Raw genomic sequence first — 26,899 nt, 5'->3', positions numbered from 1 at the left:
ATTCAGAAACTTGGCGGAATTCGGTCTCAATTTGGCGGAATTCCTCACTAGGTTGGCGGATATAAGCCAAGGTTCGGCGGAATCCTACCACAGATTGGCGGAATCCCACTCACAAAAGTTTCAGATTTTTTCATTGACGAATAGTTTTTCTAAGGGTAAACTAAAACTACTTTAATTCATTATCACATTAGCAGACTAAAGCATTTAGAAAATTTTAAAATAACGTAATCTAAAATAAAGGATGAGCAGGATGAGTCGCTTGTTTATGTTTGAAAAGCCTTTAGGCATGAGAGATACGCTGCCAGAGTTGTATGAAAAAAAACACCGTGTCCGCACTTTAATGGAAGATACCATCAAACTTTGGGGCTGCCAATTTATTGAAACACCAACACTGGAATACTATGAAACAGTTGGATCGGCATCGGCCATTCAAGATGCTCAGTTGTTCCGATTGCTCGACAAACAAGGGCATACACTGGTTTTACGACCTGATATGACAGCACCAATCGCCAGAGTTGCAGCGTCAAAACTTTTGCAGGATGATATGCCATTAAGGTTAGCCTATTCCGCTAACGTGTTCCGCGCTCAGCAGCGTGAAGGCGGCCGTCCCGCTGAATTTGAACAAATCGGTGTGGAATTCCTAAATGACGAAACCGTTTCGTGCGATGGCGAGGTTATTGCCTTGCTTATTTCGTCTTTAAAAAAATCAGGATTATCACAGTTTCAAGTATCGATTGGTCATATTGGTTTTGCCCAGGAATTATTTTTACAAATCCTTGGGACTGACGACCGGGCTAATTCGTTACGAAGATTTTTATATGAAAAAAATTATGTCGGCTACCGTGAGCATGTGAACTCCTTATCGCTATCATCGATTGATAAGCAAAGACTACTTCAATTCCTCGACTTAAGGGGAGGAATCGAAGTAATCGGTAAGGCATTTGATTTAATTGAAAATGAACAAGGGAAGCTTGCTCTTCTGCAGTTAAAGGAACTATGGGATTGTCTGAACGACTATGGGGTAGAGGATCAAGTGAAATTTGATTTTACCATCGTCAGCCATATGAGCTACTATTCTGGGATATTGTTTGAAGTCTACGCGGGGAATGTCGGCTTCCCCATCGGTAATGGCGGCCGCTACAGCTTAATAGAGAAGTTTGGAAAAAATGCAAGTGCCACTGGGTTCGCGGTGCACCTTGACCGACTTTTAGAGGCCCTAGGCAACATCGACCTCGAAAACGCAGTAACCTGCATCTTTTTCAGTCAGGAACGCCGGAAGGAAGCCTTTCAATTAGCTGAACAGATGCATGAAGAAGGTAAGCGGACCGTGCTTCAGGATATTAATGGCGTCAAAAACCTTGATGCCTATACAAAGAAATTTGCGGATACTACCTACTTACTCGGAGGGCGCGCCGATGAATAATATTTTAACGATTGCTATGCCGAAAGGTCGGATTTTTGAAGAAGCGGTTGAACTGCTTAGAAAAGCTGGTTACGAGCTTCCGCCCGAATTTGATGATTCACGTAAATTAATCATCGAGGTTGAAAATGAGGGGCTGCGCTTTATTTTGGCGAAACCGACAGATGTTCCAACCTATGTTGAGCATGGGGTTGCCGATATCGGTATCGCAGGTAAGGATGTCATGCTTGAGGAAGAGCGTGATGTTTACGAGCTCCTCGATTTACGAATTAGTGCTTGCTATTTAGCGGTTGCAGGCCTTCCAAACACAAAAATGAATGATGTGGCGCCAAGGGTAGCAACTAAATACCCGAATGTGGCTGAAGCCTATTTTCGTGAGCAGGGAGAACAAGTGGAAATTATCAAATTAAACGGTTCCATTGAACTTGCTCCGATCATTGGTTTATCGGACCGGATTGTCGATATTGTTTCGACTGGCCGGACGATGAGGGAAAATGGTCTCGTTGAATATGAGAGAATTGTGGATGTTACGTCCCGTTTGATCGTTAATCCCGTCAGTTACCGCATCAAGGACACGAAGATTGACGAACTGGTAACAAGGCTTTGTAAAGTCGTCTCTTTGGAGGAAGATTAAAATGAAAATAGTAAAAGTAAATGACCTCGTTTCATTAAAGCGTTCGATCGAGTCAGGTACCTCCGAGCAGGTAACCGTGGTCAAAGAAATTATCGCAGCGATTCGCACACTTGGTGATGAAGCGTTGCGGGAATATACCGAGAAATTCGACCGTGTACACTTATCTTCTTTTTCCGTCACTGAAAAAGAAATAGAGAAAGCCTACGCGCAGGTAGATGAAAGTTTTCTCTCAATTGTCCGGGAAGCAGCGGAAAATATTCGCTCGTTTCATGAAAAGCAGCTGCGGCCTTCATGGATGACGACTGAGGAAAATGGTACCGTTCTAGGTCAAAAAATTACGCCGCTTGATTCGGTTGGGGTATATGTGCCTGGCGGAACAGCAGCTTATCCTTCATCCGTTCTTATGAACGTTCTTCCAGCGAAAGTAGCTGGTGTGAAACGAATCGTGATGGTGTCGCCGCCAGACGATCAAGGGCAATTACCGGCAACGGTACTTGTTGCAGCCAAGGAAGCGGGCGTCGAGGAAATTTATAAAGTGGGCGGGGCCCAAGCTATTGCTGCCCTTGCCTATGGAACCGAATCGATTTCCTCGGTTGATAAAATTACCGGTCCAGGAAATATATATGTTGCGTTGGCAAAACGAGAGGTTTTCGGGGATGTTGACATTGATATGATTGCTGGCCCAAGTGAAATTGCCATTTTGGCAGATGAAACAGCAAGAGCGGACGAGGTAGCGGCAGACCTGCTATCACAGGCAGAACATGACCCGCGGGCCTGCAGTGTCTTGGTGACACCTTCAAGTGTCCTGGCAGAGGCAGTGAGCATGGAAGTGGAAAAGCAACTCGAGCTGCTGCCACGAAAAGACATCGCCTCACGCTCAATTGCGGATTATGGTGCCATTTACATAACCGATACGATTGAAGATGCCATCGAAACTGTTAATCAATTAGCACCTGAACATCTAGAAATCATCACAGAAAATGCGATTGAACTGCTTGGGAAAATCCGACATGCAGGTGCCATTTTTATCGGCCGTTATAGTTCGGAACCGGTTGGCGACTATTTCGCTGGTCCTAATCATGTTCTTCCGACTAACGGAACCGCACGCTTCTCTAGTCCGTTGAATGTCGATGATTTCCAGAAGAAGTCCAGCGTGATCATCTACAGCCAAAAGGCGATGGTAGAGAATGGGGCTAAAATTGCTGAATTTGCCCGGAAGGAAGGGCTTGAGGCTCACGCGCGGGCTGTTGAATTCCGGTTGAAAGACGACAGAAAATTATAAAATTATCGTACTGCACAATATATAGGGGGTCCTATTTCATGGAAAGAATCGCAAGTATTGAACGGAACACGAATGAAACACAAATTCAATTAACATTAGATGTAGATGGTGAAGGTCAGTCTAATTTAGAAACGGGTGTACCTTTCATGTCCCATATGCTTGATTTATTCACAAAGCACGGACAATTCAACTTGACATTGAATGCCAACGGGGATACAGAAGTCGACGATCACCATACAACAGAAGACATCGGTATTTGTCTTGGACAGGCCTTACGCGAAGCATTGGGGGACAAACGCGGTATTAAGCGCTACGGAAATGCCTTTGTACCGATGGATGAAGCGTTAGCACAGGTTGTTGTTGACCTTAGTAATCGTCCACATCTAGAAATGCGTGCCGAGTTCCCAGGACAAAAAGTAGGGACATTTGACACCGAGCTCGTTCATGAATTTCTATGGAAACTAGCACTCGAGGCCAGGATGAATCTTCATGTCATCGTCCATTATGGAAAAAATACACACCATATGATCGAAGCCGTTTTTAAAGCACTCGGGCGTGCCCTCGACGAAGCAACAACCATCGATCCGCGCATCAAAGGCGTTCCATCGACCAAAGGAATGCTCTAGTGTTCTAGATGAAAGTAGTGTAATGGTGTCAGGCACCATGTGAAAAACATAACTAAGGTGTCAGGCACCATGAAAGGCACCGTGAAAGGATGTTTTATAGATGATTGGCATTGTTGACTATGGAATGGGGAATCTGTTTAGTGTTAGCAAGGCGTTGGAGCGGCTCGGTGCTGAGTATTTTATTTCTGCTGATAAGGGTAAGTTGCTGGCTGCGGATGCCCTGCTTCTTCCGGGTGTAGGCTCTTTTCGGGATGCGATGGAGCGTTTGCCAGTAGAGACGATTAAGGAATTTGCGGCATCAGGTAAACCGCTCCTTGGTATTTGCCTAGGAATGCAATTGCTGTTTGAACGAAGTGAGGAAAATGGACCGACGGAAGGGCTAGGATTGTTGCCAGGAAGTGTCCGCCGTTTTCCAGGAAAAACACCGGAAGGACAGACCTACAAGGTTCCGCATATGGGCTGGAACCGGCTTGAATTTGTCGAAGAATCCCCTCTATTAAAAAACTTAGAAGAGGATTACGTTTATTTCGTCCATTCCTATTATGTGGATGCGGACAACTCTGACGTGTTATTGGCAAAGGCCAATTATAACGAACAAGTATCTGCGGTTGTGGGCAGAGATAATATATTTGGGATGCAATTTCATCCAGAAAAAAGCAGCAAGCTAGGCATGGCCCTTTTAGCAAACTTTCTACAAATGGTGGAGGAAAGGAAGGCAATCCGATGAGTTTAACGATTTATCCAGCAATTGATATGCGCGGCGGCAAGTGCGTCCGACTCCTCCAAGGGGACTACGATCAAGAAACCATTTATGGCGACTCTCCATTTGATATGGCCAAAAGTTTTGCCGCAGACGGTTCCGAGTGGATTCACATGGTGGACCTTGACGGGGCAAAGGATGGCAAGCGCGTCAATGACCGGTTTGTGATTGAAGCCGCGCAGAAGTTAAATGTAAATATTCAGATTGGCGGTGGCATTCGTTCGGAGGAGGATATCCTCCACTATCTAGAGAATGGTGTAAACCGTGTCATCATTGGCAGTATTGCTGTTTCAAACCCTGAATTTGCCATCGATATGATCAAAAAATATGGTACGAAAATTGCAGTTGGCATTGATGCCAAAAACGGCTATGTCGCGACACACGGTTGGCTAGATACTTCAGAACTAAAGGCTGTCGAACTCGGCAAGCGCTTTGCAGAAGCTGGGGCGGAGACGTTTATTTTTACTGATATCGCTACGGATGGAACACTAGCCGGTCCTAATATTGCAGCTGTTTGTGAAATGGCTGAAGTGACGGGGAAAAATGTGATTGCCTCTGGCGGGGTGAGCAGTCTCGCAGATTTACAAGCAATTGCATCCCAAGGGATTCAAGGAGCAATCGTCGGCAAAGCCCTTTATGAAAACCGCTTCACGTTAAAAGAGGCCCTGAAAGTGGGTGGCTCCCGATGACTCTAACAAAAAGAATCATCCCATGCCTTGATGTAAAAGATGGCCGAGTGGTCAAAGGGATCCAATTTGTACAACTACGCGATGCCGGCGATCCTGTTGAACTTGCACGCTTTTACGATGAGCAGGGAGCGGACGAACTTGTTTTTCTAGATATCTCTGCATCTGTTGAAGGCAGAAAAACTATGGTTGAAGTCGTAAAGGCCGTCGCATCTGAGTTGGCAATTCCGTTTACGGTAGGCGGTGGCATTAATGCGTTGGAAGATATGAAAAGAATCTTGCGCGCCGGTGCGGATAAGGTGTCGCTGAACACGGCGGCGGTCCTTAACCCGGAACTGATCAAGGAAGGTGCCAGTTACTTTGGTTCGCAATGCATCGTTGTCGCAATTGATGCGAAATATGATGAAGAAGTTGGGACTTGGCGGGTATACACGCACGGCGGCAGAACGCCGACAGACAAATTGGTTGTTGAGTGGGCTAGAGAAGCTGCCCGTTTGGGTGCGGGTGAAATTTTGCTAACGAGCATGGATAGTGACGGTGAGAAGAATGGATTTGACCTGGAGCTCACAAAGGCAGTAAGCGAAGCAGTAACCATTCCTGTCATTGCTTCAGGCGGGGCCGGGAATTCGGAACATTTCGAGGAAGCCTTCTTAGCCGGAAAAGCAGATGCGGCGCTAGCTGCGTCCATCTTTCACTATAAAGAGACATCCGTTCATGAAGTAAAAAGCTATTTACGGGAAAAAGGAGTGACGGTTCGATGAATGTACGATTTGATGAAAAAGGGTTAGTGCCTGCGATTATCCAGGATGCTGGAACCAAAGAAGTATTAACGCTCGCTTATATGAATGAGGAATCGCTCGCCAAAACGATTGAAACGGGCGAAACATGGTTTTACAGCCGATCTCGCAAGGAATTATGGCATAAAGGCGCAACAAGCGGTAATACGCAGACCGTTGTCAGCATGAATTATGACTGTGACCAAGATGCGTTATTAGTCCTTGTATATCCGAAAGGTCCTGCTTGCCATACTGGAGCGGTAAGTTGTTTTTCAGAACGGGGCTATACCGGAACTCCAAGTCTGGTAGACTACCAGATCTTACAATCGCTTGAAAAAGTCATAGTTGACCGCGAACGGGAGCGTCCAGAAGGAGCTTACACCACCTATCTGTTTGAAAAAGGCGTCGATAAGATTTTGAAAAAAGTCGGGGAAGAAGCGGCCGAAGTAATTATTGCGGCGAAAAACCGCGATGCTGAGGAACTACGTTGGGAAGTAGCTGATTTGCTTTATCACTTGCAGGTATTGCTGGTCGAACAAGGACTTCCTTTCAAAGAAGTACTCAAAACTTTAGAAGAAAGACACAAAGACCGGTCGTAAATCGATCGGTTTTTTTATTTGGAATTGAGAATTATACAAAATTCAGGGCTAATTTTACAAAACAAGCTGTATTTATTCAAAACTGAGAACTTATTTTACAAAACGCACCGATAATTTTACAAAAGTAAGATTAAATCAACAAAAATTGTAAAAACATTCCCATTTCACTATCCCACCCTTAACTAAACCGAAATTCCCCCCAATACTAGCCCTTCTCGAACAACTCCCTAGTGTGGTATACTACATTAGTTATGTTAAAAATGTGGAGGACTTCATGGGTAAAGACGCGAAAGCAAGAAAGCATATGGGAAAACTACTTACATTTGTTCCTACGGGGGAATATTATTTCACGAAGGGTTTAAAGGCATACCATCGCCGTGATTTTATAAAGGCAAAAAAATATCTTGGGCGAGCGATGCAGCTTGAACCGGGTGAACCGATGATTATATGCCAGTTGGCGATTGTGTCAACAGAACTTGGCGAGTTTGAACATTCCAACCGGCTCTTGCACCTCATCCTTGAAGAACTAGATCAAGAAATGGTGGAATGCCATTACTTTTTGGCCAATAATTATGCCCATATGGGATTTTTTAAAGATGCGTATCATCACGCCAAACTGTATTTACAGCTAGACCCAGATGGTGACTTTAGCGAGGACACTGAGGATTTACTAGATGTACTTACATTGGAAGCAGAAGATCTTGAGGATGATCTGTATCAGCAGGATGACCTTATCGTTAAACAAGAACAGGCTCGTGACCTGCTTGAGTCAGGATACTTTCCAAAAGCAATTGAACTGCTAAAAGATGTTGTCAAGGATTATCCAGAGTACTGGTCTGCGTATAACAACTTAGCGCTCGCCTATTTTTATTTAGGAAAGGCAAAAAAGGCGGAATCGATTATAGATGAGGTATTAGAACGGAATCCGGGTAACCTTCATGCCCTATGTAACAGGCTTGTATTTGCCTATTATCAGGGGCAGGTGAGAGATGTTGCCGGGATGATTGACATCTTAAAGAAAATTCAACCGCTTTTAAGTGAGCAGCAATTCAAACTTGGGGCATCATTTGCTTTAGTAGGAGAATATGACCTAGCCTATTTATGGCTGAAAAAACTATATAAGCACGGCTTCGATGGTGATAGTCCGTTTTACTATTGGCTTTCCTATTCTGCCTATTTCACAGGAAATGAAACGTTTGCGCAAAGTATCTGGAAAAAAGTGTTAGAACTTAATCCTGATAAGGAAGGCTCCGAACCATGGAACAAGGAAGATGCAACTGCTAACGGATTTGAAGAACTTTCCGGTTCAATTTTTCAAAAACTGGACAGCGACTATGTAGAGGAGCGCTTATTTGCCCTTTTCCTGACGACTGTTTCGAGTAAAAAGGAGGAAATCATCACCTCCAAGCGGCTGCTTCAAAATCAAAAATTTACGTCTTTGGAAAAGGAATATATCTCGTTGATTCGTTCCGGAAAACCTTCGAAGACTGCCGATGCACAAGAAGTTGCCGAACTCTTTTATGAAACCTTTCAACCAATTGGCACCATAGAGTCCGGTTTATATTTGATGTGGTTCTCTGTGTTTGTCGAAGTTTCTAAAGACAGGATCCAATTGAAAAATAAATGTGCCTGGGCGGGCGCCGTTGAGTATATTTGGCACAAACTGCGTAGTGAAAAGGTTTCCCAGCAAGAGGTAGCCGATCGTTATGGAATTTCCTCTGCAACCATTGGTAAATATGTAAAAATAGTGAATAACTATTTGAATTAAGCATATTGGTGGACGATAAAACATTTGTTATATACGATTAAGTAAGGGAACAATAATCTTACTTAATCGTATTTTTTTTAAGGAGTGACCACAAAATGTCAGAAGAAAAAATTTATGACGTTATTATTGTCGGTGCTGGCCCTGCGGGGATGACTGCGGCTGTTTATACATCGAGAGCAAACCTATCCACATTAATGATTGAGCGCGGGATGCCGGGCGGACAAATGGCCAATACGGAAGACGTTGAAAACTATCCAGGTTTTGAAAGTATTTTAGGACCGGATTTATCAACAAAGATGTTCGAGCATGCGAAAAAATTTGGTGCTGAATATGCATATGGCGATATCAAAGAAATCCAAGACCATGGCGACTATAAAATCGTTGTCGCGGGCTCAAAGCAATATAAAGCTTACGCTGTCATCATTACAACGGGTGCAGAATATAAGAAAATTGGCGTTCCAGGTGAAAAAGAACTGGGCGGCCGTGGTGTATCCTATTGTGCCGTTTGTGATGGAGCCTTCTTTAAAGGAAAAGAATTATTTGTCATTGGCGGAGGGGACTCGGCTGTTGAAGAGGGTGTGTACTTAACCCGCTTTGCTTCCAAGGTAACCATCGTCCATCGTCGTAATGAACTGCGTGCTCAAAAAATTCTTCAAGATCGTGCCTTTGCCAATGAAAAAGTGGATTTTATTTGGAATCACACCATCAAGTCCATTAATGACAAAGATGGCAAAGTAGGCAGTGTCACACTTGTTTCGACCGAAAATGGCGAAGAGCAAGTATTACCGGCTGACGGGGTTTTCATTTACATCGGAATGGTACCGCTGTCGAAACCATTTACAAGCCTTGGGATTACTAATGAAAATGGATATATTGAAACGAATGACCGGATGGAGACAAGGGTACCGGGAATTTATGCTGCAGGAGATATTCGTGAAAAAACACTGCGCCAGATTGTAACAGCGACTGGAGATGGCAGTATTGCAGCCCAAAGCGCCCAGCATTATATTGAGGAACTTAAAGAGGGAATGAAACAAAAAAGTTAAAAAGAAATATTGCGGTGGGTATTTACAAAAACGTAACTCTGTTTTAATTCTTCTGTAACAATTGTGCAATATAGTTACGGTATGATAGAAACAGTAATTGACCCCCTTTAAAAATATATTTCTTTCATGCACAGGCCCGTAGCCTGTGCTATTTTTTTGAGCTAGACCTGCTCATCCCTCTATATTTTTCCAAAGCACAAATATTAACAGAAATATCAAATTTGAATTCATTGTGACTGTATCCTAAAAATAGTATAATAATAAGAATGAATTTAAAGTTATAGTAGGAAATATAGCCATGCCTCAAGAGAGCTTGTATAGAAAAAGACCAAGCTTCTAGGGAAAGTTGTTAAATGGCAGATGCTGTGTAAAAGAGGGTGAATGCTGTGCAACGAGTCACCAATTGTGTATTGATTAGAGATGGAAAAATATTGCTGCTGCAAAAGCCACGCCGCGGCTGGTGGGTGGCTCCTGGCGGGAAAATGGAGCCGGGCGAATCTGTCCGGGATTCTTGCATCAGGGAATACCGTGAGGAAACGGGAATCTATTTAAAAAATCCTCAATTAAAAGGGATTTTTACAATGATTATGAAAGAAAATGACCAATTGCTTTCGGAGTGGATGATGTTTACATTTGTAGCCACTGATTCGGATGGGGTCGATTTAGACGAATCCGAGGAAGGTAAGTTGGAATGGCAAATGATTAACCAATTGAAAAATTTGCCAATGGCCGCTGGCGATTATCATATTCTTGATTATATGATTCATGGAAAAGGAATTATATACGGTACTTTTACTTATACCAAAGACTTTCAACTAATCAGTTACCGATTAGATCCAAGCTAATTTATAGGGGGAATAAATCATGAGTACCGGTGCAGTAAATGACATACAAATGGTCATTATTACAGGGATGTCTGGTGCAGGAAAAACTGTAGCTATTCAAAGTTTTGAAGACTTAGGCTTCTTCTGTGTTGATAATTTGCCTCCGACGCTGCTTCCAAAATTCCTCGAACTTATGAAGGAATCCGGGAATAAGATGAATAAAGTTGCTCTCGTGATGGACCTGCGGGGCAGAGAATTCTTTGATCATCTCTTTAAAGCATTAGATGAGCTGGCAGAAACATCCTGGGTAGCTCCGAGGATCTTATTTTTAGATGCAGATGATTCCACATTAGTGCGCAGATATAAGGAAACAAGGCGGTCACATCCACTCGCACAGACAGGTCTGCCGCTAGAAGGAATAACGCTTGAGCGCGAACTTCTTGAAGAACTAAAAGGCAGGGCTCAGGTGATTTACAATACTTCCCAGATGAAACCGAGGGAACTTCGTGAGAAAATATTAACGGAATTTACCGCGAATAAACAATCAATCTTCACTGTCAATGTCATGTCATTTGGCTTTAAGTATGGAATTCCTATTGATGCGGATCTAGTGTTTGATGTGCGCTTCTTGCCTAATCCCCATTATATCGAGCATATGAGACCTAAAACAGGTTTAGATGAAGACGTATCCGGCTATGTATTAAAATGGAATGAAACGCATAAGTTCTTAGAAAAAGTAACCGACCTGCTCTCCTTCATGCTTCCGCACTATAAGCGGGAAGGGAAAGCGCAGCTAGTCATTGCAATTGGCTGTACAGGGGGTCAGCATCGTTCGGTAACACTAGCCGAGTATCTTGGTAAATTTTTCGAAAAGGACTACAAGACATGTATTTCTCATCGTGACATTGAGAGGAGAAAGGAAAAAACTACATGAGCATTTACGGACAGCCACGAATTGTCGTCATTGGCGGAGGAACAGGATTGCCAGTTTTATTGCGTGGATTAAAACAGTATCCTGTCGATATTACCGCCATTGTGACCGTCGCGGATGACGGCGGCAGCTCAGGACGTTTGCGTGAGGATTTGCATATTCCTCCTCCAGGCGACATCCGCAATGTGTTAGCGTCATTATCGGATGTGGAACCGCTCGTAGAGGAAATGTTTCAGCATCGATTCAAAACGTCGAATGAACTTTCCGGACATTCGCTTGGTAATTTAATCTTGGCGGCGATGACCTCGATTACGGGTAATTTTGTTCATGCCATTCAGGAAATGAGTAAAATTCTAAATGTTCACGGCAAAGTCCTGCCTGCAGCCAATCAAAGTGTTGTCCTCCATGCTGAGATGGAAGACGGGACGATTGTCTCAGGGGAATCGAAAATTCCCTACTCAGGTAAAAGAATTAAAAAGGTATTTATGACGCCGGAGAATATTCGTCCTTTACCAGAGACCATTCAAGCGATTCGTCAAGCCGATTTAATTATCATTGGGCCAGGGAGTTTATATACGAGCATTCTGCCTAATTTGCTGGTTCCAAAAATCGGGGATGAGTTGTGCCGTTCACACGCCAAAAAGGTCTATATCTGTAATTTAATGACCCAGGCGGGGGAAACGCATGGCTTTTCAGCAAGCGACCATGTAAAAGCCTTATATGATCACATGAGCTGTGCGTTTATCAATACCATACTTGTTAACAATGAAGAAATTCCACAGGACATCCAACTCCGTTATAATGAAGAGTTGGCAGACCCTGTTGTTTACGATTTGCCGCGCCTATTTGAATTAGGGCTCGAAGTGGTTCATGCGGATATTGCCTATCAAGAAAATGGCGCATTACGTCATGACCCTAAAAAAGTGGCAAAAATATTATATAATTTGCTTTTAGTTGAAACTAAAAAGCGTTATGAAACGTAATAATAGTAGTTATTAAAAAACGCATGAAACTAGTGTGTTTTTAGTATGGAGGGGAAAGGGATGTCTTTCGCTTCGGAAACGAAAAAAGAATTAACTAACTTAGAAGTGAAAACGTGCTGCATTCAGGCAGAGCTATCAGCTCTTATTCGGATGAATGGTTCCCTTTCATTCTCAAATCGTAAGTTAGTTGTTGATATTCAAACCGAAAATGCTGCGATTGCCAGAAGAATTTATACATTAATAAAAAAGAGTTATGATGTCCAAGTCGAGCTGCTTGTTCGGAAAAAGATGCGTTTGAAAAAAAACAATGTCTATATTGTCCGTTTATCCCAGCAAGCAAAGGAAATTCTCGAGGATACAAAAATTATCGGTGAAGGTTTTACGATCATTCACGATATTTCACCAGAACTTGTAAAGAAGAAATGTTGTAAGCGTTCTTATCTCCGCGGTGCATTTTTAGCTGGCGGATCCGTCAATAATCCTGAAACATCTTCTTATCATTTAGAAATTGCTTCGCTCTATAAAGAACACAATGATTCTTTATGCGAATTGATGAATACATTTGGGCTAAATAGTAAAACACTTGAACGCAAGAAAGGTTACATTACCTACTTAAAAGAAGCAGAGAAAATAACCGAGTTTTTAAATATTGTTGGTGCCCACAACGCTCTTCTTCGCTTCGAGGATGTTCGAATTGTTCGTGATATGCGCAATTCAGTCAATCGACTTGTAAACTGTGAGACAGCCAATCTTAATAAAACGATTGGTGCGTCGATTCGGCAGGTAGAGAATATCCGCTACATCAATCAAACGGTCGGTTTGCAAATTTTACCTGAGAAATTAAGAGAAATTGCAGAGCTCCGCTTAAACTATACGGATGTGACACTTAAGGAATTGGGTGAAATGGTTTCTGGTGGTGCGATCAGTAAATCTGGAATAAATCATCGTTTGAGAAAAATTGATGCAATTGCTGAAAGGCTTCGTTCAGGGGATATGATGGTAAAAGAATAGAAATTTTTTGAATAGGTAATCATGTGAAAGCCATAACATGTGCTCGTAGTAAATTTTGTGAACAAGCTCCAAGAAATATAGACGATAAACAATAAACATGAGGAGGAATTGTATAATGTTAGTGAAACAAGTAGAAGTAAAATTAAAAACAGGTCTTCAAGCACGCCCCGCAGCTCTTTTTGTCCAAGAAGCAAATCGGTTCTCTGCGGATATTTTTCTTGAGAAAGATGGAAAGAAAGTCAATGCGAAAAGCATTATGGGCTTAATGAGCCTTGCGGTTGGCTCTGGTGTCATTATTGATATTGTGGCAGATGGAGACGATGAAGTATCCGCGATTGAAGCATTGGCTGATTTTATTCAAAAAGAACAGTAATATATTTGCGGCCGGGTCCATTTGGAACCGGCCTATTTATTTTTTGAAAGAATAAAAAAGCAACCGGTCGATACCGATTGCTTCCATGTTACTTATTTATTTTTCTTTTCATCATCAATTAGGTTACGTGTAATGATATGGTCGATTAAACCATATTCTTTTGCACGTTCAGCAGTCATGAAGTTGTCGCGGTCAGTATCTTTGGCTATTACTTCAAGTGGCTGGCCAGTCCGTTCAGATAAAATTCCATTTAATTTTTCACGAAGGAAGAGGATCCGTTTTGCTGCAATCTCGATTTCAGTTGCTTGTCCTTGAGCACCGCCTAGTGGTTGGTGAATCATAACCTCCGCATTTGGAAGGGCATAACGCTTACCTTTTTCACCAGCTGCAAGTAAGAATGCACCCATGGATGCTGCCATACCGATACAAATCGTTTGAACCTTTGGTTTAATGAATTGCATCGTATCATAAATCGCCATACCAGCTGTGATGCTGCCGCCAGGGCTGTTGATATATAAAGAAATATCTTTTTCAGGGTTATCCGCTTCAAGGAATAATAATTGTGCTACAATGCTGTTAGCTACATGGTCATCAATGGCGCTTCCCAGCATAATAATCCGGTCTTTTAACAAACGAGAGTAAATGTCATAAGCACGCTCGCCCCGGTTTGTTTGTTCAATAACTGTAGGGATTAAATTCATTTTTCTTCCTCCTTTGATTGTAAAAGGTAATAGTAATATGTATTGTTATCATACACTGATGGTCAATAAAGGTCAAACAATTTGACTATAAAAATGTTCGACAACTTTCCCTAATCCATCTTATCCATTTTTAAGAATTTTAAACTGAATCTTTACTTGCAATGTGCGGGAAACTGGCATATAATATGTAAGTCGCTACAATTTAGCGCTCGTGGTGCAACGGATAGCACGCAAGCCTCCGAAGCTTGAAATGCAGGTTCGATTCCTGCCGAGCGCATAACCAAAGCCCCCTGTTTACTGTAAACAGGGGGTTTTTTATTGGGAAAATTCAGTTTAATAAGTCACTAAACCTCCTAGTTTATCATTTTTCATTCCCGAATTTCCTTCTATCGTGTAAAATAGAAAACAGGGGGGATAAGAATGAACTTAAAGGCTGGTTTATGGCAACAGCAGACATTAAAATTGGCAATGACGCAGGAGTTATCTCAGGCCATTGCATTGTTGCAGTACTCTGCCCAAGAGTTAACTGCTTTTTTAGACGATAAGGCACTTGAAAATCCCCTATTGCAGGTTGAACATAGCAATATTAAGCCAATGAATCCACTCATTGACCGCAATCGCCGGAAAAACCAAAAGGTGGAAAAGGACTGGATTGAGCAAATTGCCGATAAACCCTTTTCGCTTGAAGAGTATCTATTATCACAATTGAAAATAACGAACTTATCAGCGGAACAATTAACTGTTATTCGCCATCTAATTCAGAATCTCGATGAAAACGGTTACTTTACGGGCAACCTTAACGAAATCGCCAAAAAGCTAAGAGTAATGGAAGATGTCGTCGAGGAATGTTTGGCCATCATTCAAACACTGGAGCCGGCGGGGATTGGTGCAAGAAACCTGCAAGAGTGCCTATTGATGCAAATCTATTATCTAGACCCAAATAATGAATTAGCTCAAAAGATTATCTCTGAATATTTTATTCCGTTCGCAGAAAAAAAGTGGAAGCCCATCGCAAAAGAATTAAAGGTAACACTTAAAGAGATCCAAGATATTTTCGACCAAATTCAATCCTTGAACCCAAAGCCGGGAACCATTCTCGGAAAAGAAACCACCACATATATTATTCCAGATGCCATCGTGGAGCAATCGGGCGAGGGTCTAACTGTCAGGATGTCGGATGAATCGCTGCCAAGGATTAGCCTAAATGAGCAGTATTATCATAAATTCAAAGACCAGGACCAACAGGTAAGCCGCTTCCTGCAGGATAAACTACAAGATTATAATTGGATTCAAAAAAGTATTGAGCAACGGAAAGAGACACTAACTAAGGTAATTGCGAAGATAATTGAAAAGCAGGAAACATTTTTTCAAAAAGGATCAAACAATTTGGTACCGATGACGATGAAGGAAATTGCCGGAGAATTGAATATCCATGAATCTACCGTTAGCCGAGCAGTTCGAGAAAAATATGTGCAAACACCATACGGGACCTTCCCGCTAAAATCGTTTTTTACAAGTACGATTCAAACCGTGTCGGACGATGAAAATACCTCATCCACACAAGTGAAGAAGAAGATCTCCACGTTAATAGAAAATGAGAATAAACAAAAACCTCTTTCGGACCAAGATATTGTGGAACAATTAAAAACAGAGGAAGGTATGGTGGTTTCACGAAGAACCGTCGCTAAGTACCGGGATCAAATGGGGATTCCTTCTTCTGCAAAAAGAAAAAGGTTTGATTGAAAGGAAACCAATTGATGGAGCAAACAATAATCACGTTTTACACTAGAAAAAGCTGCCCGCTTTGTGAGAAAGCTAAGTCCACACTGCACGAACTAAGCAAAGAATGGGATTTCGCTTTAGAAGAAATTGATATTGAATCCAGTGATGAATTAACTGAACAATACGGTTTAATGATTCCTGTCGTTCATATTGATGGAGTAGAGGCAGGTTTTGGTGTCATTAACAAATTTGACATAAGTAACCGTTTGCATGAAAAAAAAAGCCAATCTTAACAGTTGAAATAGGTTTTCACTCCTGTTACAATAAAAAACGTAGCAGGGGTTATTTTTTTTGGATGTAGTGGGACATAATATGTCTATGGTGGACATTTTGAGACCAACTACATATAATAAAGGAGCATGAGATTCATGCAGTCATTAATCGATATCCAGAAAAGACTATTACCTGATCTCCTTCAAGTCCTTCAAAAGAGATATTCTATCCTAAGGGATATAGGTTTTATGCAGCCGGTAGGAAGAAGGAGTTTAGCGGTTAGCCTGGGATATACGGAAAGAGTCCTTCGAGGCGAAGTAGAATTCTTAAGGGAGCAAAATTTAATTTACACAAATATTGTGGGAATGAGTTTAACGCCTGAAGGGAAAAATTTGCTAGAAGACTTAGAAGGCTTTATGCGTGAATTAAAAGGTATTGATGTGATGGAGTTGGAATTAAAGCACCGACTCGGTATTAAAAAAGTGATCATTGTGCCGGGCGATAGTGATGAATCGCCAATGGTAAAAGGTGAACTTGGCAAGGCATGTGCAGTGTGCATGAAAAAGTTGCTCAGCGGAAAAAATATCATTGCTGTTACTGGCGGTTCAACGATGGCTGCTGTCGCAGAAAGACTTTCACCCGAGCATACCCAGAAAGAACTACTATTTGTCCCAGCAAGAGGCGGAGTAGGTGAGGATGTTCAAAATCAAGCAAACACAATTTGCTCGATTATGTCAAAAAACACCCATACGAAACATCGAGTGTTTTATGTACCTGACCAAGTTAGTACCGAAATTTATGAATCACTCATCAAAGAACCTGACATTCATGACGTTTTAAAACTAATTAAATCAGCAAGCATGGTTCTTCATGGGATTGGGGATGCTATCACAATGGCTGAGCGGCGCAAAACGAACCCAGATGTTTTGCAAAAGCTAGAAAATCAACAAGCTGTGGGTGAAGCATTTGGCTATTATTTTAACGAACAAGGTGAAATCGTTCATAAGGTATTAACGATTGGCTTGCAGTTAGAAGATTTAGTCCATATTCCGAATGTCATCGCTGTTGCCGGCGGGGGCTCGAAGGCGAAGGCCATCAAAGCATACTTAAAACAAGCACCGGAATCAACTATTTTAATCACAGATGAGGGTGCAGCAAGAAAGTTATTAAAAGGGTAAATCCTTTTTAAAATAAAAAACATCCTTACCCAATTAAAGGAGGAAATTTATTATGTCAGTAAAAGTTGGTATTAACGGATTTGGACGTATAGGTCGTAACGTATTTCGTGCGGCATTAAACAATAGCAATGTTGAGATCGTTGCGATTAATGATTTAACTGATGCAAACATGCTTGCACATCTTTTAAAATATGACACTGTTCACGGAACTCTTGCAGAAGACGTAACTGTTGATGGTGAATACTTAGTAGTAGGCGGACATAAAGTAAAAGTTATCGCTGAGCGTGATCCTGCACAACTAGGTTGGGGCGGTCTTGGTGTTGACGTAGTGGTTGAATCTACTGGCCGTTTCACAAAGCGTGAAGATGCTGCGAAACATCTTGAAGCAGGAGCTAAAAAAGTAATCATCTCTGCACCAGCAGATAACGAAGATATCACAATCGTTATGGGTGTTAACGAAGACAAATATGATGCCAATAACCACCATGTTATTTCTAATGCTTCTTGTACTACTAACTGTCTTGCTCCGTTTGCAAAAGTATTGAATGATACATTTGGAATCAGACGCGGTATGATGACAACTGTTCACTCGTACACGAATGACCAACAAATCCTTGACTTGCCACACAAGGACTACCGTCGTGCGCGTGCAGCTGCTGAAAACATGATCCCTACTTCAACTGGTGCTGCAAAGGCCGTTGCTCTTGTTTTACCTGAACTTAAAGGTAAATTAAACGGTATGGCTATGCGCGTACCAACTCCAAACGTATCTGTTGTTGACTTAGTAGCAGAATTAGAAAGAGATGTAACAGCTGATGAAGTAAATGCTGCATTAAAAACTGCTGCTGAAGGCCCATTAAAAGGCATTTTAGCATACAGCGACCTTCCATTAGTTTCTACTGATTACAACGGTGCTACTGTATCTTCAACAATTGATGCATTATCAACAATGGTTCTTGAAGGCAACATGGTTAAGGTATTATCTTGGTACGATAACGAAGTTGGTTACTCTAACCGCGTTGTTGACCTTTGTGACTACCTTGCACAAAAAGGACTTTAATATATCGGACGGACGATGATTGGTTTTCAATCATAAGAAGTTAATCATACAAAGGTTTTCCAAAGGGGAGCGGGGAGTATATGCCCCCCTCCCCTTTTTACTGATTTTATGCTGAATTTTCAATACTCTAGGAGGTCCTTATGAATAAGAAAACGCTCAAAGATGTCGATGTAAAAGGGAAACGCGTATTTTGCCGAGTTGATTTTAATGTTCCGATGCAGGATGGAAAAATTACCGATGAAACGCGGATTCGTGCAGCACTTCCAACGATTCAATACTTAGTTGATCAAGGGGCTAAAGTTATTCTAGCGAGCCACTTCGGCCGTCCAAAAGGGAAAGTAGTCGAAGAAATGCGCTTAACTCCAGTCGGTGTCAGATTATCTGAACTGCTTGGTAAAGACGTGAAGAAGGCAGATGAAGCGTATGGTGATTCTGTGAAAGCATTGATTGAAACGATGACCGAAGGCGATGTTCTGCTTCTTGAAAATGTTCGTTTCTATCCTGGCGAAGAAATGAACGATCCAGAGTTGGCAAAATCTTTTGCTGAATTAGCAGATGTTTATGTAAATGATGCCTTTGGTGCAGCGCACCGTGCTCATGCATCAACTGAAGGTATTGCGCATCTTTTACCAGCGGTTTCTGGACTATTAATGGAAAAAGAATTAGATGTACTTGGTAAGGCACTTTCTAATCCAGAACGCCCGTTTACTGCGATTATCGGTGGAGCGAAGGTAAAGGACAAGATTGGTGTTATTGAAAATCTGCTAGAATTAGTTGATAACTTAATTATTGGCGGCGGACTTGCTTATACTTTCGTGAAAGCACAAGGCCACGAAGTTGGAAAATCATTGCTTGAAGCTGACAAAATTGATTTAGCAAAATCATTTATTGAAAAAGCAAAGGCAAAGGGTGTTAATTTCTATATGCCTGTAGACGCTGTGGTTGCTGATGATTTCTCTGCTGATGCTAATACCAAAGTAGTTGCAATTGAAGAAATTCCGTCCGATTGGGAAGCACTTGATATTGGACCAAAAACAGCAGAGATCTACCGTGATGTTATTCAAAAATCAAAACTAGTGATTTGGAATGGACCAATGGGTGTATTTGAAATTGATAAATTTGCCGGCGGAACAAAAGCAGTTGCAGAAGCACTTGCTGAAGCAGAAGGTACATATTCAGTCATTGGCGGCGGAGACTCTGCAGCAGCCGTTGAAAAATTCAATTTAGCAGATAAAATGAGCCACATCTCTACAGGAGGCGGCGCTTCCCTCGAATTTATGGAAGGCAAAGCACTCCCAGGTGTAGTTGCATTGAACGATAAATAATTTACTTTTGAATAATAGAAAGTATAGGTTATTGAACTTAGAAAGCTATCTAGCTCCAGCGTCCAGCGGCTAGTGGACTTCGCTCTTCTCCCTACGATAAGTCAACATCGGATCGCTTCGCTCTCCGTGTTTCCTTTATCTCGGTCGAAGCGCTCCAGTCCATACGCCGCTAAACGGACGCTTGCGCTTTAATTTTGAAAGGATGTGCCAGTATGCGTAAACCAATTATTGCAGGAAACTGGAAAATGAACAAAACACTTTCTGAAGCAAAAAGCTTTGCAGAAGAAGTAAAAGGACTAGTACCTGCCCCAGAAAAAATGGACTCTGTAATCTGTGCACCAGCATTATTTTTACAAAGCCTTGTCGAAGTAACTGAAGGAACGAATGTCAAAATCGGTGCTCAAAACATGCACTTTGAAGAAAGCGGAGCATTTACAGGCGAAATCAGCCCGAAAGCTCTGGCTGACCTTGCCGTTCAATATGTAATCATCGGACACTCAGAACGCCGTGAAATGTTCAATGAAACAGATGAAACAGTGAACAAAAAAGCTCTAGCAGCCTTCAAATACAACTTAACTCCAATCGTATGCTGCGGTGAAACATTAGAGCAGCGTGAAAATGGAGAAACCAATCAATTAGTTGGCGATCAAGTGGCAAAAGCCCTTCAAGGTCTATCAGCTGAACAAGTAAAACAAACCGTCATCGCTTATGAGCCAATTTGGGCGATTGGTACAGGTAAATCTTCTACTTCAGCCGATGCGAACGAAGTGTGTGCGCATATCCGTCAAGTTGTTGCACAACAATTCTCGCAAGACGTTGCCGATGCGGTAAGAATTCAGTATGGCGGCAGTGTGAAACCAGAAAATATTAAAGAATACATGGCACAACCAGATATTGATGGTGCATTAGTAGGCGGAGCAAGCCTTGAAGCACAATCCTTTTTACAACTATTGGAGGCAGGCAGCTATGAGTAAATCTCCCGTTGCTCTAATCATCCTTGATGGTTTTGGATGCAGGGGCGAAACAAAAGGGAATGCGGTTGCCCAGTCAAAAAAACCTAATTTTGATCGTTTTTGGAGCGAGTATCCACATTCTCATTTAACAGCGTCTGGGGAGGCTGTGGGTCTTCCTGAAGGACAAATGGGTAACTCTGAAGTAGGACACTTAAACATTGGTGCAGGACGTATCGTGTACCAAAGTTTAACTCGCGTAAACATTGCGATTCGTGAAGGTGAATTTGAAAAAAATGAAACCTTTACAGGAGCGATGGAGCACGTCAAGAAAAATGGCACAGCCCTTCATTTATTCGGATTATTGTCAGATGGCGGTGTCCACAGCCATATTCAACATATGTTTGCCTTGCTGAAACTGGCAAAAGAAGAAGGCGTGGAAAAGGTCTATGTACATGCCTTCCTTGACGGCCGTGATGTTGGTCCGAAAACAGCGAAGAAATACATCCAAGAGACATTGGACAAAATGAAGGAATACGGTGTAGGTGAATTTGCAACGATTTCAGGGAGATACTACTCAATGGACCGTGATAAGCGGTGGGAGCGTGTCGAAAAATCATACCGTTCGATGGTTTATGGCGAGGGCCCTACATACACGAATCCTTTAGAAGTTGTGGAAGATTCTTATTCTCATGGAATCTTCGATGAATTCGTAATCCCGTCCGTCATAACAAAAGAAGATGGGCAGCCTGTTGCCACAATTCAGGACAATGATGCAGTTATTTTCTACAACTTCCGTCCTGACCGTGCCATTCAGATTTCGAATACATTTACGAACGATGATTTCCGTTCCTTTGACCGCGGGCCAAAGCATCCGAAGGATCTGTTCTTCGTCTGCTTAACTCATTTCAGCGAATCGGTTGATGGATATGTTGCTTTTAAACCAACGAACTTAGATAACACCATTGGTGAAGTCTTATCCCAAAACAATTTGAAGCAATTAAGAATTGCTGAAACAGAAAAATATCCACATGTCACATTCTTTATGAGTGGTGGCCGTGAAGAGAAGTTCCCAGGCGAAGAGCGAATCTTAATCAACTCTCCAAAAGTGGCAACGTATGATCTTCAGCCTGAAATGAGTGCTTACGAAGTAACGGATGCACTTTTAAAAGAAATTCAAGCAGATAAATTTGATGCCATTTTACTGAATTTCGCGAACCCTGATATGGTCGGGCATTCAGGTATGCTTGAGCCTACCATTAAAGCGATTGAGACAGTCGATGAATGCTTAGGAAAAATCGTTGATTTAATTTTAGAAAAAGGCGGTTCTGTCATTATTACCGCTGACCATGGAAATGCCGATGAAGTAATTACACTAGAAGGCGAACCAATGACGGCACATACAACGAACCCAGTGCCGGTAATTGTGACAAAACAAGGAATTCAGCTCCGTGACGGAGGAATTCTTGGGGATTTAGCGCCAACTATGTTAGACTTATTAGGTGTTGAAAAACCAGCTGAAATGACTGGTACATCATTATTAAAGTAAACTAATAAATCATTTAATTTAAGGAGAGATTTTATCATGCCATTTATTGCAGACGTATACGCTCGCGAAGTATTAGATTCCCGCGGTAACCCTACTGTTGAAGTTGAAGTATTTACAGAATCAGGTGCCTTTGGACGCGCTATGGTTCCAAGTGGTGCTTCTACTGGTGAATATGAAGCAGTTGAACTACGTGACGGTGACAAAGAACGTTACCTTGGAAAAGGTGTTCAAAAAGCTGTCGACAACGTAAACGAAATTATCGCACCACATCTTGTTGGTGAAGAATTCAGCGTTTTAGATCAAGTGTCTGTTGACCAAGCTTTAATCGAACTAGATGGAACAGATAACAAAGGAAAACTAGGTGCAAACGCAATCCTAGGCGTATCAATGGCGGTGGCTCATGCGGCAGCAAACTACTTAGATATTCCTTTATACCAATACCTTGGAGGTTTTAACTCTAAGCAACTTCCAGTTCCAATGATGAACATCGTTAACGGCGGGGAACATGCGGATAACAACGTGGATATTCAAGAATTCATGATTATGCCTGTTGGCGCTCCAAACTTCAAAGAAGCGCTTCGTATGGGTGCAGAAATTTTCCATACATTAAAGTCTGTTCTTAAAGGCAAAGGCCTTAACACTGCAGTTGGTGATGAAGGTGGTTTTGCTCCAAACTTAGGATCAAACGAAGAAGCTCTTCAAACGATTGTTGAAGCAATCGAAAAAGCTGGTTACAAGCCAGGTGAAGAAGTTATGCTTGCAATGGATGCTGCATCTTCTGAGTTCTACAACAAAGAAGACGGTAAATACCATCTTGCTGGTGAAGGCGTTGTGAAGACATCTGCAGAAATGGTTGACTGGTACGAAGAACTTTCTTCTAAATACCCAATCATCTCAATTGAAGACGGTTTAGATGAAAATGACTGGGAAGGTCACAAGCTTTTAACAGAACGCCTTGGCAAAAAAGTTCAATTAGTTGGTGATGATTTATTCGTTACTAATACTCGCAAACTTGCTGAAGGTATTGAAAAAGGAATCGGAAATTCCATCCTTATCAAAGTAAACCAAATCGGTACGCTTACTGAAACATTTGATGCAATTGAAATGGCAAAACGCGCTGGTTACACAGCTGTGATCTCTCACCGCTCTGGTGAAACAGAAGACAATACCATTGCTGACATTGCTGTTGCAACAAACGCTGGTCAAATCAAAACTGGTGCACCATCTCGTACAGACCGTGTCGCAAAATACAACCAATTGCTTCGTATCGAAGATCAATTAGGTGAAACAGCTCAATACCTAGGTAAGAAAACATTCTACAACTTAAGCAAATAATTTTAATGATAAAAGAAGGCGCACATTTTCGGATGTGTGTCTTTTTTAATTTATACAAACTCCGGTTGTCATAATAACTTCTATTGTCTAAAGCGACAAAATATGATAAATTTAATATACTGTGAATTGTGCGACTAACAGGAGGTGGCCTTTATGCATACATTTTTAGTAATTTTATTAGTAATCGTAAGCATTGGACTTATTGGTGTTGTTTTACTTCAATCTGGTAAAAGTGCTGGATTATCTGGTGCCATTTCTGGTGGTGCAGAATCTTTATTTGGTAAACAAAAAGCACGCGGACTTGACTTGATTCTTCATCGTATTACGGTTGTTTTAGCAATCTTGTTTATCTTGCTTGCTATTGCAGTGACTTACTTTAAAATTTAATCATTAACACAAACCTGGTCCGAGTGACCGGGTTTTTTGTTTGTTGAAAAAATTATTATCAGAAGCGTAAGCCATATTTCTGGAATGTTCACCATTGCTTTGCTAAAACTAAACTAAAGTGAATTGAAATTAAGGGAGTTTTTTTATCATGAAAGTAACTATACCGAAGCCATTTACATTCGAAGGAGGAAAAAGGGCTGTACTTCTTTTACATGGCTTTACCGGAAACTCAGCCGATGTCCGGATGCTGGGGCGTTTTTTAGAAAAAAAAGGCTATACCTGCCATGCCCCGCACTACAAAGGCCACGGAGTACCGCCTGAAGAGCTGGTTCATACGGGTCCTGAAGATTGGTGGCAGGATGTCATCAATGGTTATGAATTTTTGAAAAAGAAAGGCCACGCTGAAATTGCCGTGGCAGGATTATCACTTGGTGGCGTATTTTCGTTGAAATTGGGATACACTGTACCTATAAAAGCGATTATACCGATGTGTGCGCCGATGCATATAAAAAGCGAAGAGGTCATGTACGAAGGAATTCTTGAATATGCTCGTGAATTTAAAAATCGTGAAGGAAAATCAAACGAGCAAATCGAAATGGAAATGAACGAGTTTAAGAAAACACCAATGAAAACATTAAAGGCCTTGCAGGCATTGATCGCAGATGTGCGTGATAATGTGGATATGATATATGCACCCACATTTGTCGTTCAGGCACGTCATGACAAAATGATTAACACCGAAAGTGCAAACATTATTTATAATGAAATCGAGTCAGTTGTAAAGGAATTGAAATGGTACGAAGAATCCGGTCACGTCATCACACTCGACAAGGAGCGGGAGCAATTACATGAGGATGTTTATAGCTTTTTAGAAAAGCTGGACTGGCACGATTAACTCGGAAACTACAAAGGAGGATTAGTTTGGAAGATAATATACAAAAGCATATAGACAAGGTATTACAATACATGAAGGATGAGGCGTACAAGCCATTAACCGTTCAAGAACTAGAAACAGCATTTGGTATCCAGGACTCAAGTGACTTTAAGGAATTTGTAAAAGCACTGGTGCAAATGGAAGAAAAGGGCCTAGTGGTGAGAACGCGCAGTAACCGCTACGGACTCCCGGAGAAAATGAACTTAATTCGCGGAAAGCTGATCGGTCATGCAAAGGGGTTTGCCTTTGTCGCGCCAGATGAACCGGGAATGGATGATATTTTCATTCCGCCAAATGAAACAAACACCGCGATGCATGGGGATATAGTCTTAGCACGTGTTTCGTCTGAAAGCACTGGACAGCGACGAGAGGGAAGCATTATCCGCATTATTGAACGCGGAGTGCAGCAAATTGTCGGAACCTATGTGGAAAGCAAAAGCTTTGGCTTTGTAATTCCAGATGATAAAAAGTTTGCTAGTGATATTTTTATACCAAAAGCGGCCTCAAAAGGAGCAGTCGAAGGCCATAAAGTGGTTGTTAAGCTAATCACCTATCCAGAAGGACGGAAAAGCGCAGAGGGTGAAGTAATTACCGTTCTCGGCCATAAAAACGATCCGGGTGTGGACATTCTTTCAGTCATACATAAGCACGGGTTACCAATGTCCTTTCCGGATGAAGTGTTAAGACAAGCAAACGAGGTGCCTGACACCATTGATGAAAGTGAATTGGCCAATCGCCGCGACCTAAGGAACGAAACGATTGTTACCATTGACGGCGCCGACGCCAAAGACCTAGATGATGCGGTAACTGTTACAAAGCTTGAAAATGGCAACTATAAGCTCGGTGTCCATATTGCGGACGTCAGCTATTATGTAAAAGAAGGAACGCCGATTGACCTTGAAGCGGAGGAACGGGCTACCAGTGTCTATTTAGTTGACCGCGTGATCCCGATGATTCCGCATCGTTTATCAAATGGAATCTGCTCTTTAAATCCAAAAGTGGACCGGCTCGTTTTATCCTGTGAAATGGAGATTACCTCAGAGGGCGCCGTTGTTTCGCATGAGATTTTTCAATCAGTCATTAAGACAACAGAGCGGATGACCTATCATGATGTGAATCTCATTTTAGCTGAAAATGATGAAGAAACGCGTGCCCGGTACGAACCGCTTGTGCCAATGTTTGAAATGATGGAAGAATTGGCTGCCATCCTACGAAACAAACGGATGAAGCGTGGTGCGATCGACTTTGATTTTAAGGAATCAAAGGTACTCGTTGATGAAGAAAGCAAGCCAATCGATGTCGTTCTTCGCGAGCGGTCTGTAGCCGAAAGATTAATTGAAGAGTTTATGCTTGCAGCAAACGAAACAGTAGCTGAGCATTTTCACTGGATGGAAGTTCCTTTTATCTACCGAATTCACGAGGAGCCAAAAGAAGATAAGCTGCGGAGATTTTTTGAGTTCATTACGAACTTCGGATATATTGTAAAAGGTACCGCAAATGATGTGCATCCACGAGCCCTTCAGGAAATTATTGAAGAAGTTCAAGGGAAACCTGAGGAAATGGTGATTTCAACCGTCATGCTGCGGTCAATGCAACAGGCAAAGTATGATCCGGAAAGTCTTGGTCATTTCGGGCTATCAACCGAGTTCTACACTCATTTCACTTCTCCAATCCGTCGTTATCCCGATACGATCGTGCATCGGTTAATTCGTACCTATTTAATCGAAGGAAAGCTGGATTCGACCACACAGGAAAAATGGAATGCT

General features: G+C 42.0%; 27 protein-coding genes and 1 tRNA gene. 27 read left to right on the top strand and 1 reads right to left on the bottom strand.

From position 1 onward, the window contains the following. Nucleotides 1-250: 250 nt before the first annotated feature. The 15 genes from V7659_RS02190 to V7659_RS02120 all read left to right on the top strand — a co-directional run bounded on the left by V7659_RS02190 (nt 251) and on the right by V7659_RS02120 (nt 13,719). Nucleotides 251-1,423, top strand: coding sequence for an ATP phosphoribosyltransferase regulatory subunit (locus V7659_RS02190; protein ID WP_335537828.1), 1,173 nt, complete (start codon nt 251-253; stop codon nt 1,421-1,423). Then, entirely contained in the window at nt 1,416-2,054 is a 639-nt protein-coding gene (gene hisG, locus V7659_RS02185; protein ID WP_335537827.1) for an ATP phosphoribosyltransferase, read from the top strand. The genes V7659_RS02190 and hisG overlap by 8 nt, the downstream gene beginning before the upstream one ends. 1 nt (nt 2,055) lies before the next feature. Continuing rightward, nucleotides 2,056-3,336, top strand: a complete 1,281-nt coding sequence (hisD, locus tag V7659_RS02180) for a histidinol dehydrogenase (protein ID WP_335537825.1) — start codon at nt 2,056-2,058, stop codon at nt 3,334-3,336. A gap of 38 nt (nt 3,337-3,374) precedes the next feature. Then, nucleotides 3,375-3,962 carry an imidazoleglycerol-phosphate dehydratase HisB gene (gene hisB, locus V7659_RS02175; protein ID WP_335537823.1) on the top strand — a complete coding sequence of 196 codons (588 nt, stop codon included), beginning with the start codon at nt 3,375-3,377 and terminating at the stop codon, nt 3,960-3,962. A gap of 100 nt (nt 3,963-4,062) precedes the next feature. Beyond that, nucleotides 4,063-4,689 (top strand): imidazole glycerol phosphate synthase subunit HisH, encoded by a 627-nt coding sequence (hisH, locus tag V7659_RS02170; protein ID WP_335537822.1) that lies wholly within the window; start codon nt 4,063-4,065, stop codon nt 4,687-4,689. After that, complete coding sequence (hisA, locus tag V7659_RS02165) at nt 4,686-5,411, top strand: 1-(5-phosphoribosyl)-5-[(5-phosphoribosylamino)methylideneamino]imidazole-4-carboxamide isomerase (RefSeq protein WP_335537820.1); 726 nt, start codon at nt 4,686-4,688, stop codon at nt 5,409-5,411. Before hisH ends, hisA begins: the two co-directional genes overlap by 4 nt. Continuing rightward, the gene (gene hisF, locus V7659_RS02160) at nt 5,408-6,169 is read left to right on the top strand and encodes an imidazole glycerol phosphate synthase subunit HisF (protein ID WP_335537818.1); all 762 of its coding nucleotides are present in this window, start codon (nt 5,408-5,410) and stop codon (nt 6,167-6,169) included. Before hisA ends, hisF begins: the two co-directional genes overlap by 4 nt. Continuing rightward, nucleotides 6,166-6,783 carry a bifunctional phosphoribosyl-AMP cyclohydrolase/phosphoribosyl-ATP diphosphatase HisIE gene (gene hisIE / locus V7659_RS02155; RefSeq protein WP_335537817.1) on the top strand — a complete coding sequence of 206 codons (618 nt, stop codon included), beginning with the start codon at nt 6,166-6,168 and terminating at the stop codon, nt 6,781-6,783. The genes hisF and hisIE overlap by 4 nt, the downstream gene beginning before the upstream one ends. Before the next feature lie 274 nt (nt 6,784-7,057). Beyond that, nucleotides 7,058-8,551, top strand: coding sequence for a tetratricopeptide repeat protein (locus V7659_RS02150; RefSeq protein ID WP_335537816.1), 1,494 nt, complete (start codon nt 7,058-7,060; stop codon nt 8,549-8,551). A gap of 95 nt (nt 8,552-8,646) precedes the next feature. Continuing rightward, nucleotides 8,647-9,597 (top strand): thioredoxin-disulfide reductase, encoded by a 951-nt coding sequence (gene trxB, locus V7659_RS02145; RefSeq protein WP_335537815.1) that lies wholly within the window; start codon nt 8,647-8,649, stop codon nt 9,595-9,597. 386 nt (nt 9,598-9,983) lie between these two features. Beyond that, nucleotides 9,984-10,442 carry an 8-oxo-dGTP diphosphatase gene (locus tag V7659_RS02140; protein ID WP_283875827.1) on the top strand — a complete coding sequence of 153 codons (459 nt, stop codon included), beginning with the start codon at nt 9,984-9,986 and terminating at the stop codon, nt 10,440-10,442. A 19-nt stretch (nt 10,443-10,461) separates the two neighbouring features. Beyond that, nucleotides 10,462-11,355, top strand: a complete 894-nt coding sequence (gene rapZ / locus V7659_RS02135) for an RNase adapter RapZ (RefSeq protein WP_026567790.1) — start codon at nt 10,462-10,464, stop codon at nt 11,353-11,355. After that, nucleotides 11,352-12,335, top strand: coding sequence for a gluconeogenesis factor YvcK family protein (locus V7659_RS02130; protein ID WP_026567791.1), 984 nt, complete (start codon nt 11,352-11,354; stop codon nt 12,333-12,335). The genes rapZ and V7659_RS02130 overlap by 4 nt, the downstream gene beginning before the upstream one ends. A gap of 60 nt (nt 12,336-12,395) precedes the next feature. Further along, nucleotides 12,396-13,346, top strand: coding sequence for a DNA-binding protein WhiA (whiA, locus tag V7659_RS02125; protein ID WP_144553996.1), 951 nt, complete (start codon nt 12,396-12,398; stop codon nt 13,344-13,346). Nucleotides 13,347-13,461: 115 nt separating this feature from the next. Continuing rightward, nucleotides 13,462-13,719, top strand: coding sequence for an HPr family phosphocarrier protein (locus V7659_RS02120; protein WP_335537813.1), 258 nt, complete (start codon nt 13,462-13,464; stop codon nt 13,717-13,719). Between the two features lie 92 nt (nt 13,720-13,811). Here the strand turns inward: V7659_RS02120 and clpP are convergent, their stop codons facing one another. Next, nucleotides 13,812-14,420 carry an ATP-dependent Clp endopeptidase proteolytic subunit ClpP gene (clpP, locus tag V7659_RS02115; RefSeq protein ID WP_335537811.1) on the bottom strand — a complete coding sequence of 203 codons (609 nt, stop codon included), beginning with the start codon at nt 14,418-14,420 and terminating at the stop codon, nt 13,812-13,814. Between the two features lie 205 nt (nt 14,421-14,625). On the opposite strand from clpP, the gene V7659_RS02110 reads away from it, so the two are divergent. The 12 genes from V7659_RS02110 to rnr form a co-directional block, all read left to right on the top strand. Next, nucleotides 14,626-14,697 (top strand) — tRNA-Arg (locus V7659_RS02110). A 143-nt stretch (nt 14,698-14,840) separates the two neighbouring features. Further along, complete coding sequence (gene rpoN / locus V7659_RS02105; RefSeq protein WP_335537809.1) at nt 14,841-16,163, top strand: RNA polymerase factor sigma-54; 1,323 nt, start codon at nt 14,841-14,843, stop codon at nt 16,161-16,163. Nucleotides 16,164-16,177: 14 nt separating this feature from the next. Continuing rightward, the gene (locus V7659_RS02100) at nt 16,178-16,435 is read left to right on the top strand and encodes a glutaredoxin family protein (RefSeq protein ID WP_335537807.1); all 258 of its coding nucleotides are present in this window, start codon (nt 16,178-16,180) and stop codon (nt 16,433-16,435) included. Between the two features lie 135 nt (nt 16,436-16,570). Beyond that, entirely contained in the window at nt 16,571-17,593 is a 1,023-nt protein-coding gene (locus tag V7659_RS02095; RefSeq protein ID WP_335537805.1) for a sugar-binding transcriptional regulator, read from the top strand. 52 nt (nt 17,594-17,645) lie between these two features. Beyond that, complete coding sequence (gene gap, locus V7659_RS02090) at nt 17,646-18,653, top strand: type I glyceraldehyde-3-phosphate dehydrogenase (protein WP_335537804.1); 1,008 nt, start codon at nt 17,646-17,648, stop codon at nt 18,651-18,653. 140 nt (nt 18,654-18,793) lie between these two features. Then, complete coding sequence (locus tag V7659_RS02085) at nt 18,794-19,978, top strand: phosphoglycerate kinase (protein ID WP_335537802.1); 1,185 nt, start codon at nt 18,794-18,796, stop codon at nt 19,976-19,978. Between the two features lie 212 nt (nt 19,979-20,190). Continuing rightward, nucleotides 20,191-20,952, top strand: a complete 762-nt coding sequence (tpiA, locus tag V7659_RS02080; protein ID WP_026567800.1) for a triose-phosphate isomerase — start codon at nt 20,191-20,193, stop codon at nt 20,950-20,952. Then, nucleotides 20,945-22,477, top strand: coding sequence for a 2,3-bisphosphoglycerate-independent phosphoglycerate mutase (gpmI, locus tag V7659_RS02075; protein WP_335537799.1), 1,533 nt, complete (start codon nt 20,945-20,947; stop codon nt 22,475-22,477). Before tpiA ends, gpmI begins: the two co-directional genes overlap by 8 nt. Nucleotides 22,478-22,513: 36 nt before the next feature. Then, entirely contained in the window at nt 22,514-23,812 is a 1,299-nt protein-coding gene (gene eno / locus V7659_RS02070; RefSeq protein WP_335537797.1) for a phosphopyruvate hydratase, read from the top strand. A gap of 153 nt (nt 23,813-23,965) precedes the next feature. Further along, on the top strand, nt 23,966-24,199 hold the full coding sequence (secG, locus tag V7659_RS02065) for a preprotein translocase subunit SecG (RefSeq protein WP_026567803.1): 234 nt from the start codon (nt 23,966-23,968) through the stop codon (nt 24,197-24,199). Between the two features lie 148 nt (nt 24,200-24,347). Next, complete coding sequence (locus V7659_RS02060; protein WP_335537796.1) at nt 24,348-25,094, top strand: alpha/beta hydrolase; 747 nt, start codon at nt 24,348-24,350, stop codon at nt 25,092-25,094. A 26-nt stretch (nt 25,095-25,120) separates the two neighbouring features. Then, a partial coding sequence (gene rnr / locus V7659_RS02055) for a ribonuclease R (protein WP_335537794.1) occupies nt 25,121-26,899 on the top strand: 1,779 nt, incomplete at its 3' end.

Origin of the sequence: Neobacillus drentensis, from assembly GCF_036966985.1 — a bacterium.
Lineage (GTDB): Bacteria > Bacillota > Bacilli > Bacillales > Cytobacillaceae > Neobacillus > Neobacillus drentensis_E.
The sequence above is the reverse complement of the archived record's forward strand: the minus strand, read 5'-3'. Positions and strand labels throughout refer to the sequence as shown.

Bases quoted from the DNA above. Each gene is read 5' to 3' on its own strand.
- clpP (WP_335537811.1), bottom strand. From the start codon at position 14,420: ATGAATTTAATCCCTACAGTTATTGAACAAACAAACCGGGGCGAGCGT.
- hisG (WP_335537827.1), top strand. From the start codon at position 1,416: ATGAATAATATTTTAACGATTGCTATGCCGAAAGGTCGGATTTTTGAA.
- hisA (WP_335537820.1), top strand. From the start codon at position 4,686: ATGAGTTTAACGATTTATCCAGCAATTGATATGCGCGGCGGCAAGTGC.
- tpiA (WP_026567800.1), top strand. From the start codon at position 20,191: ATGCGTAAACCAATTATTGCAGGAAACTGGAAAATGAACAAAACACTT.
- eno (WP_335537797.1), top strand. From the start codon at position 22,514: ATGCCATTTATTGCAGACGTATACGCTCGCGAAGTATTAGATTCCCGC.
- V7659_RS02120 (WP_335537813.1), top strand. From the start codon at position 13,462: ATGTTAGTGAAACAAGTAGAAGTAAAATTAAAAACAGGTCTTCAAGCA.
- rpoN (WP_335537809.1), top strand. From the start codon at position 14,841: ATGAACTTAAAGGCTGGTTTATGGCAACAGCAGACATTAAAATTGGCA.
- V7659_RS02095 (WP_335537805.1), top strand. From the start codon at position 16,571: ATGCAGTCATTAATCGATATCCAGAAAAGACTATTACCTGATCTCCTT.
- V7659_RS02150 (WP_335537816.1), top strand. From the start codon at position 7,058: ATGGGTAAAGACGCGAAAGCAAGAAAGCATATGGGAAAACTACTTACA.
- V7659_RS02130 (WP_026567791.1), top strand. From the start codon at position 11,352: ATGAGCATTTACGGACAGCCACGAATTGTCGTCATTGGCGGAGGAACA.
- gpmI (WP_335537799.1), top strand. From the start codon at position 20,945: ATGAGTAAATCTCCCGTTGCTCTAATCATCCTTGATGGTTTTGGATGC.
- secG (WP_026567803.1), top strand. From the start codon at position 23,966: ATGCATACATTTTTAGTAATTTTATTAGTAATCGTAAGCATTGGACTT.
- trxB (WP_335537815.1), top strand. From the start codon at position 8,647: ATGTCAGAAGAAAAAATTTATGACGTTATTATTGTCGGTGCTGGCCCT.
- hisIE (WP_335537817.1), top strand. From the start codon at position 6,166: ATGAATGTACGATTTGATGAAAAAGGGTTAGTGCCTGCGATTATCCAG.
- V7659_RS02085 (WP_335537802.1), top strand. From the start codon at position 18,794: ATGAATAAGAAAACGCTCAAAGATGTCGATGTAAAAGGGAAACGCGTA.
- V7659_RS02060 (WP_335537796.1), top strand. From the start codon at position 24,348: ATGAAAGTAACTATACCGAAGCCATTTACATTCGAAGGAGGAAAAAGG.
- V7659_RS02100 (WP_335537807.1), top strand. From the start codon at position 16,178: ATGGAGCAAACAATAATCACGTTTTACACTAGAAAAAGCTGCCCGCTT.
- hisB (WP_335537823.1), top strand. From the start codon at position 3,375: ATGGAAAGAATCGCAAGTATTGAACGGAACACGAATGAAACACAAATT.
- hisH (WP_335537822.1), top strand. From the start codon at position 4,063: ATGATTGGCATTGTTGACTATGGAATGGGGAATCTGTTTAGTGTTAGC.
- whiA (WP_144553996.1), top strand. From the start codon at position 12,396: ATGTCTTTCGCTTCGGAAACGAAAAAAGAATTAACTAACTTAGAAGTG.
- hisF (WP_335537818.1), top strand. From the start codon at position 5,408: ATGACTCTAACAAAAAGAATCATCCCATGCCTTGATGTAAAAGATGGC.
- hisD (WP_335537825.1), top strand. From the start codon at position 2,056: ATGAAAATAGTAAAAGTAAATGACCTCGTTTCATTAAAGCGTTCGATC.
- gap (WP_335537804.1), top strand. From the start codon at position 17,646: ATGTCAGTAAAAGTTGGTATTAACGGATTTGGACGTATAGGTCGTAAC.
- V7659_RS02190 (WP_335537828.1), top strand. From the start codon at position 251: ATGAGTCGCTTGTTTATGTTTGAAAAGCCTTTAGGCATGAGAGATACG.
- rapZ (WP_026567790.1), top strand. From the start codon at position 10,462: ATGAGTACCGGTGCAGTAAATGACATACAAATGGTCATTATTACAGGG.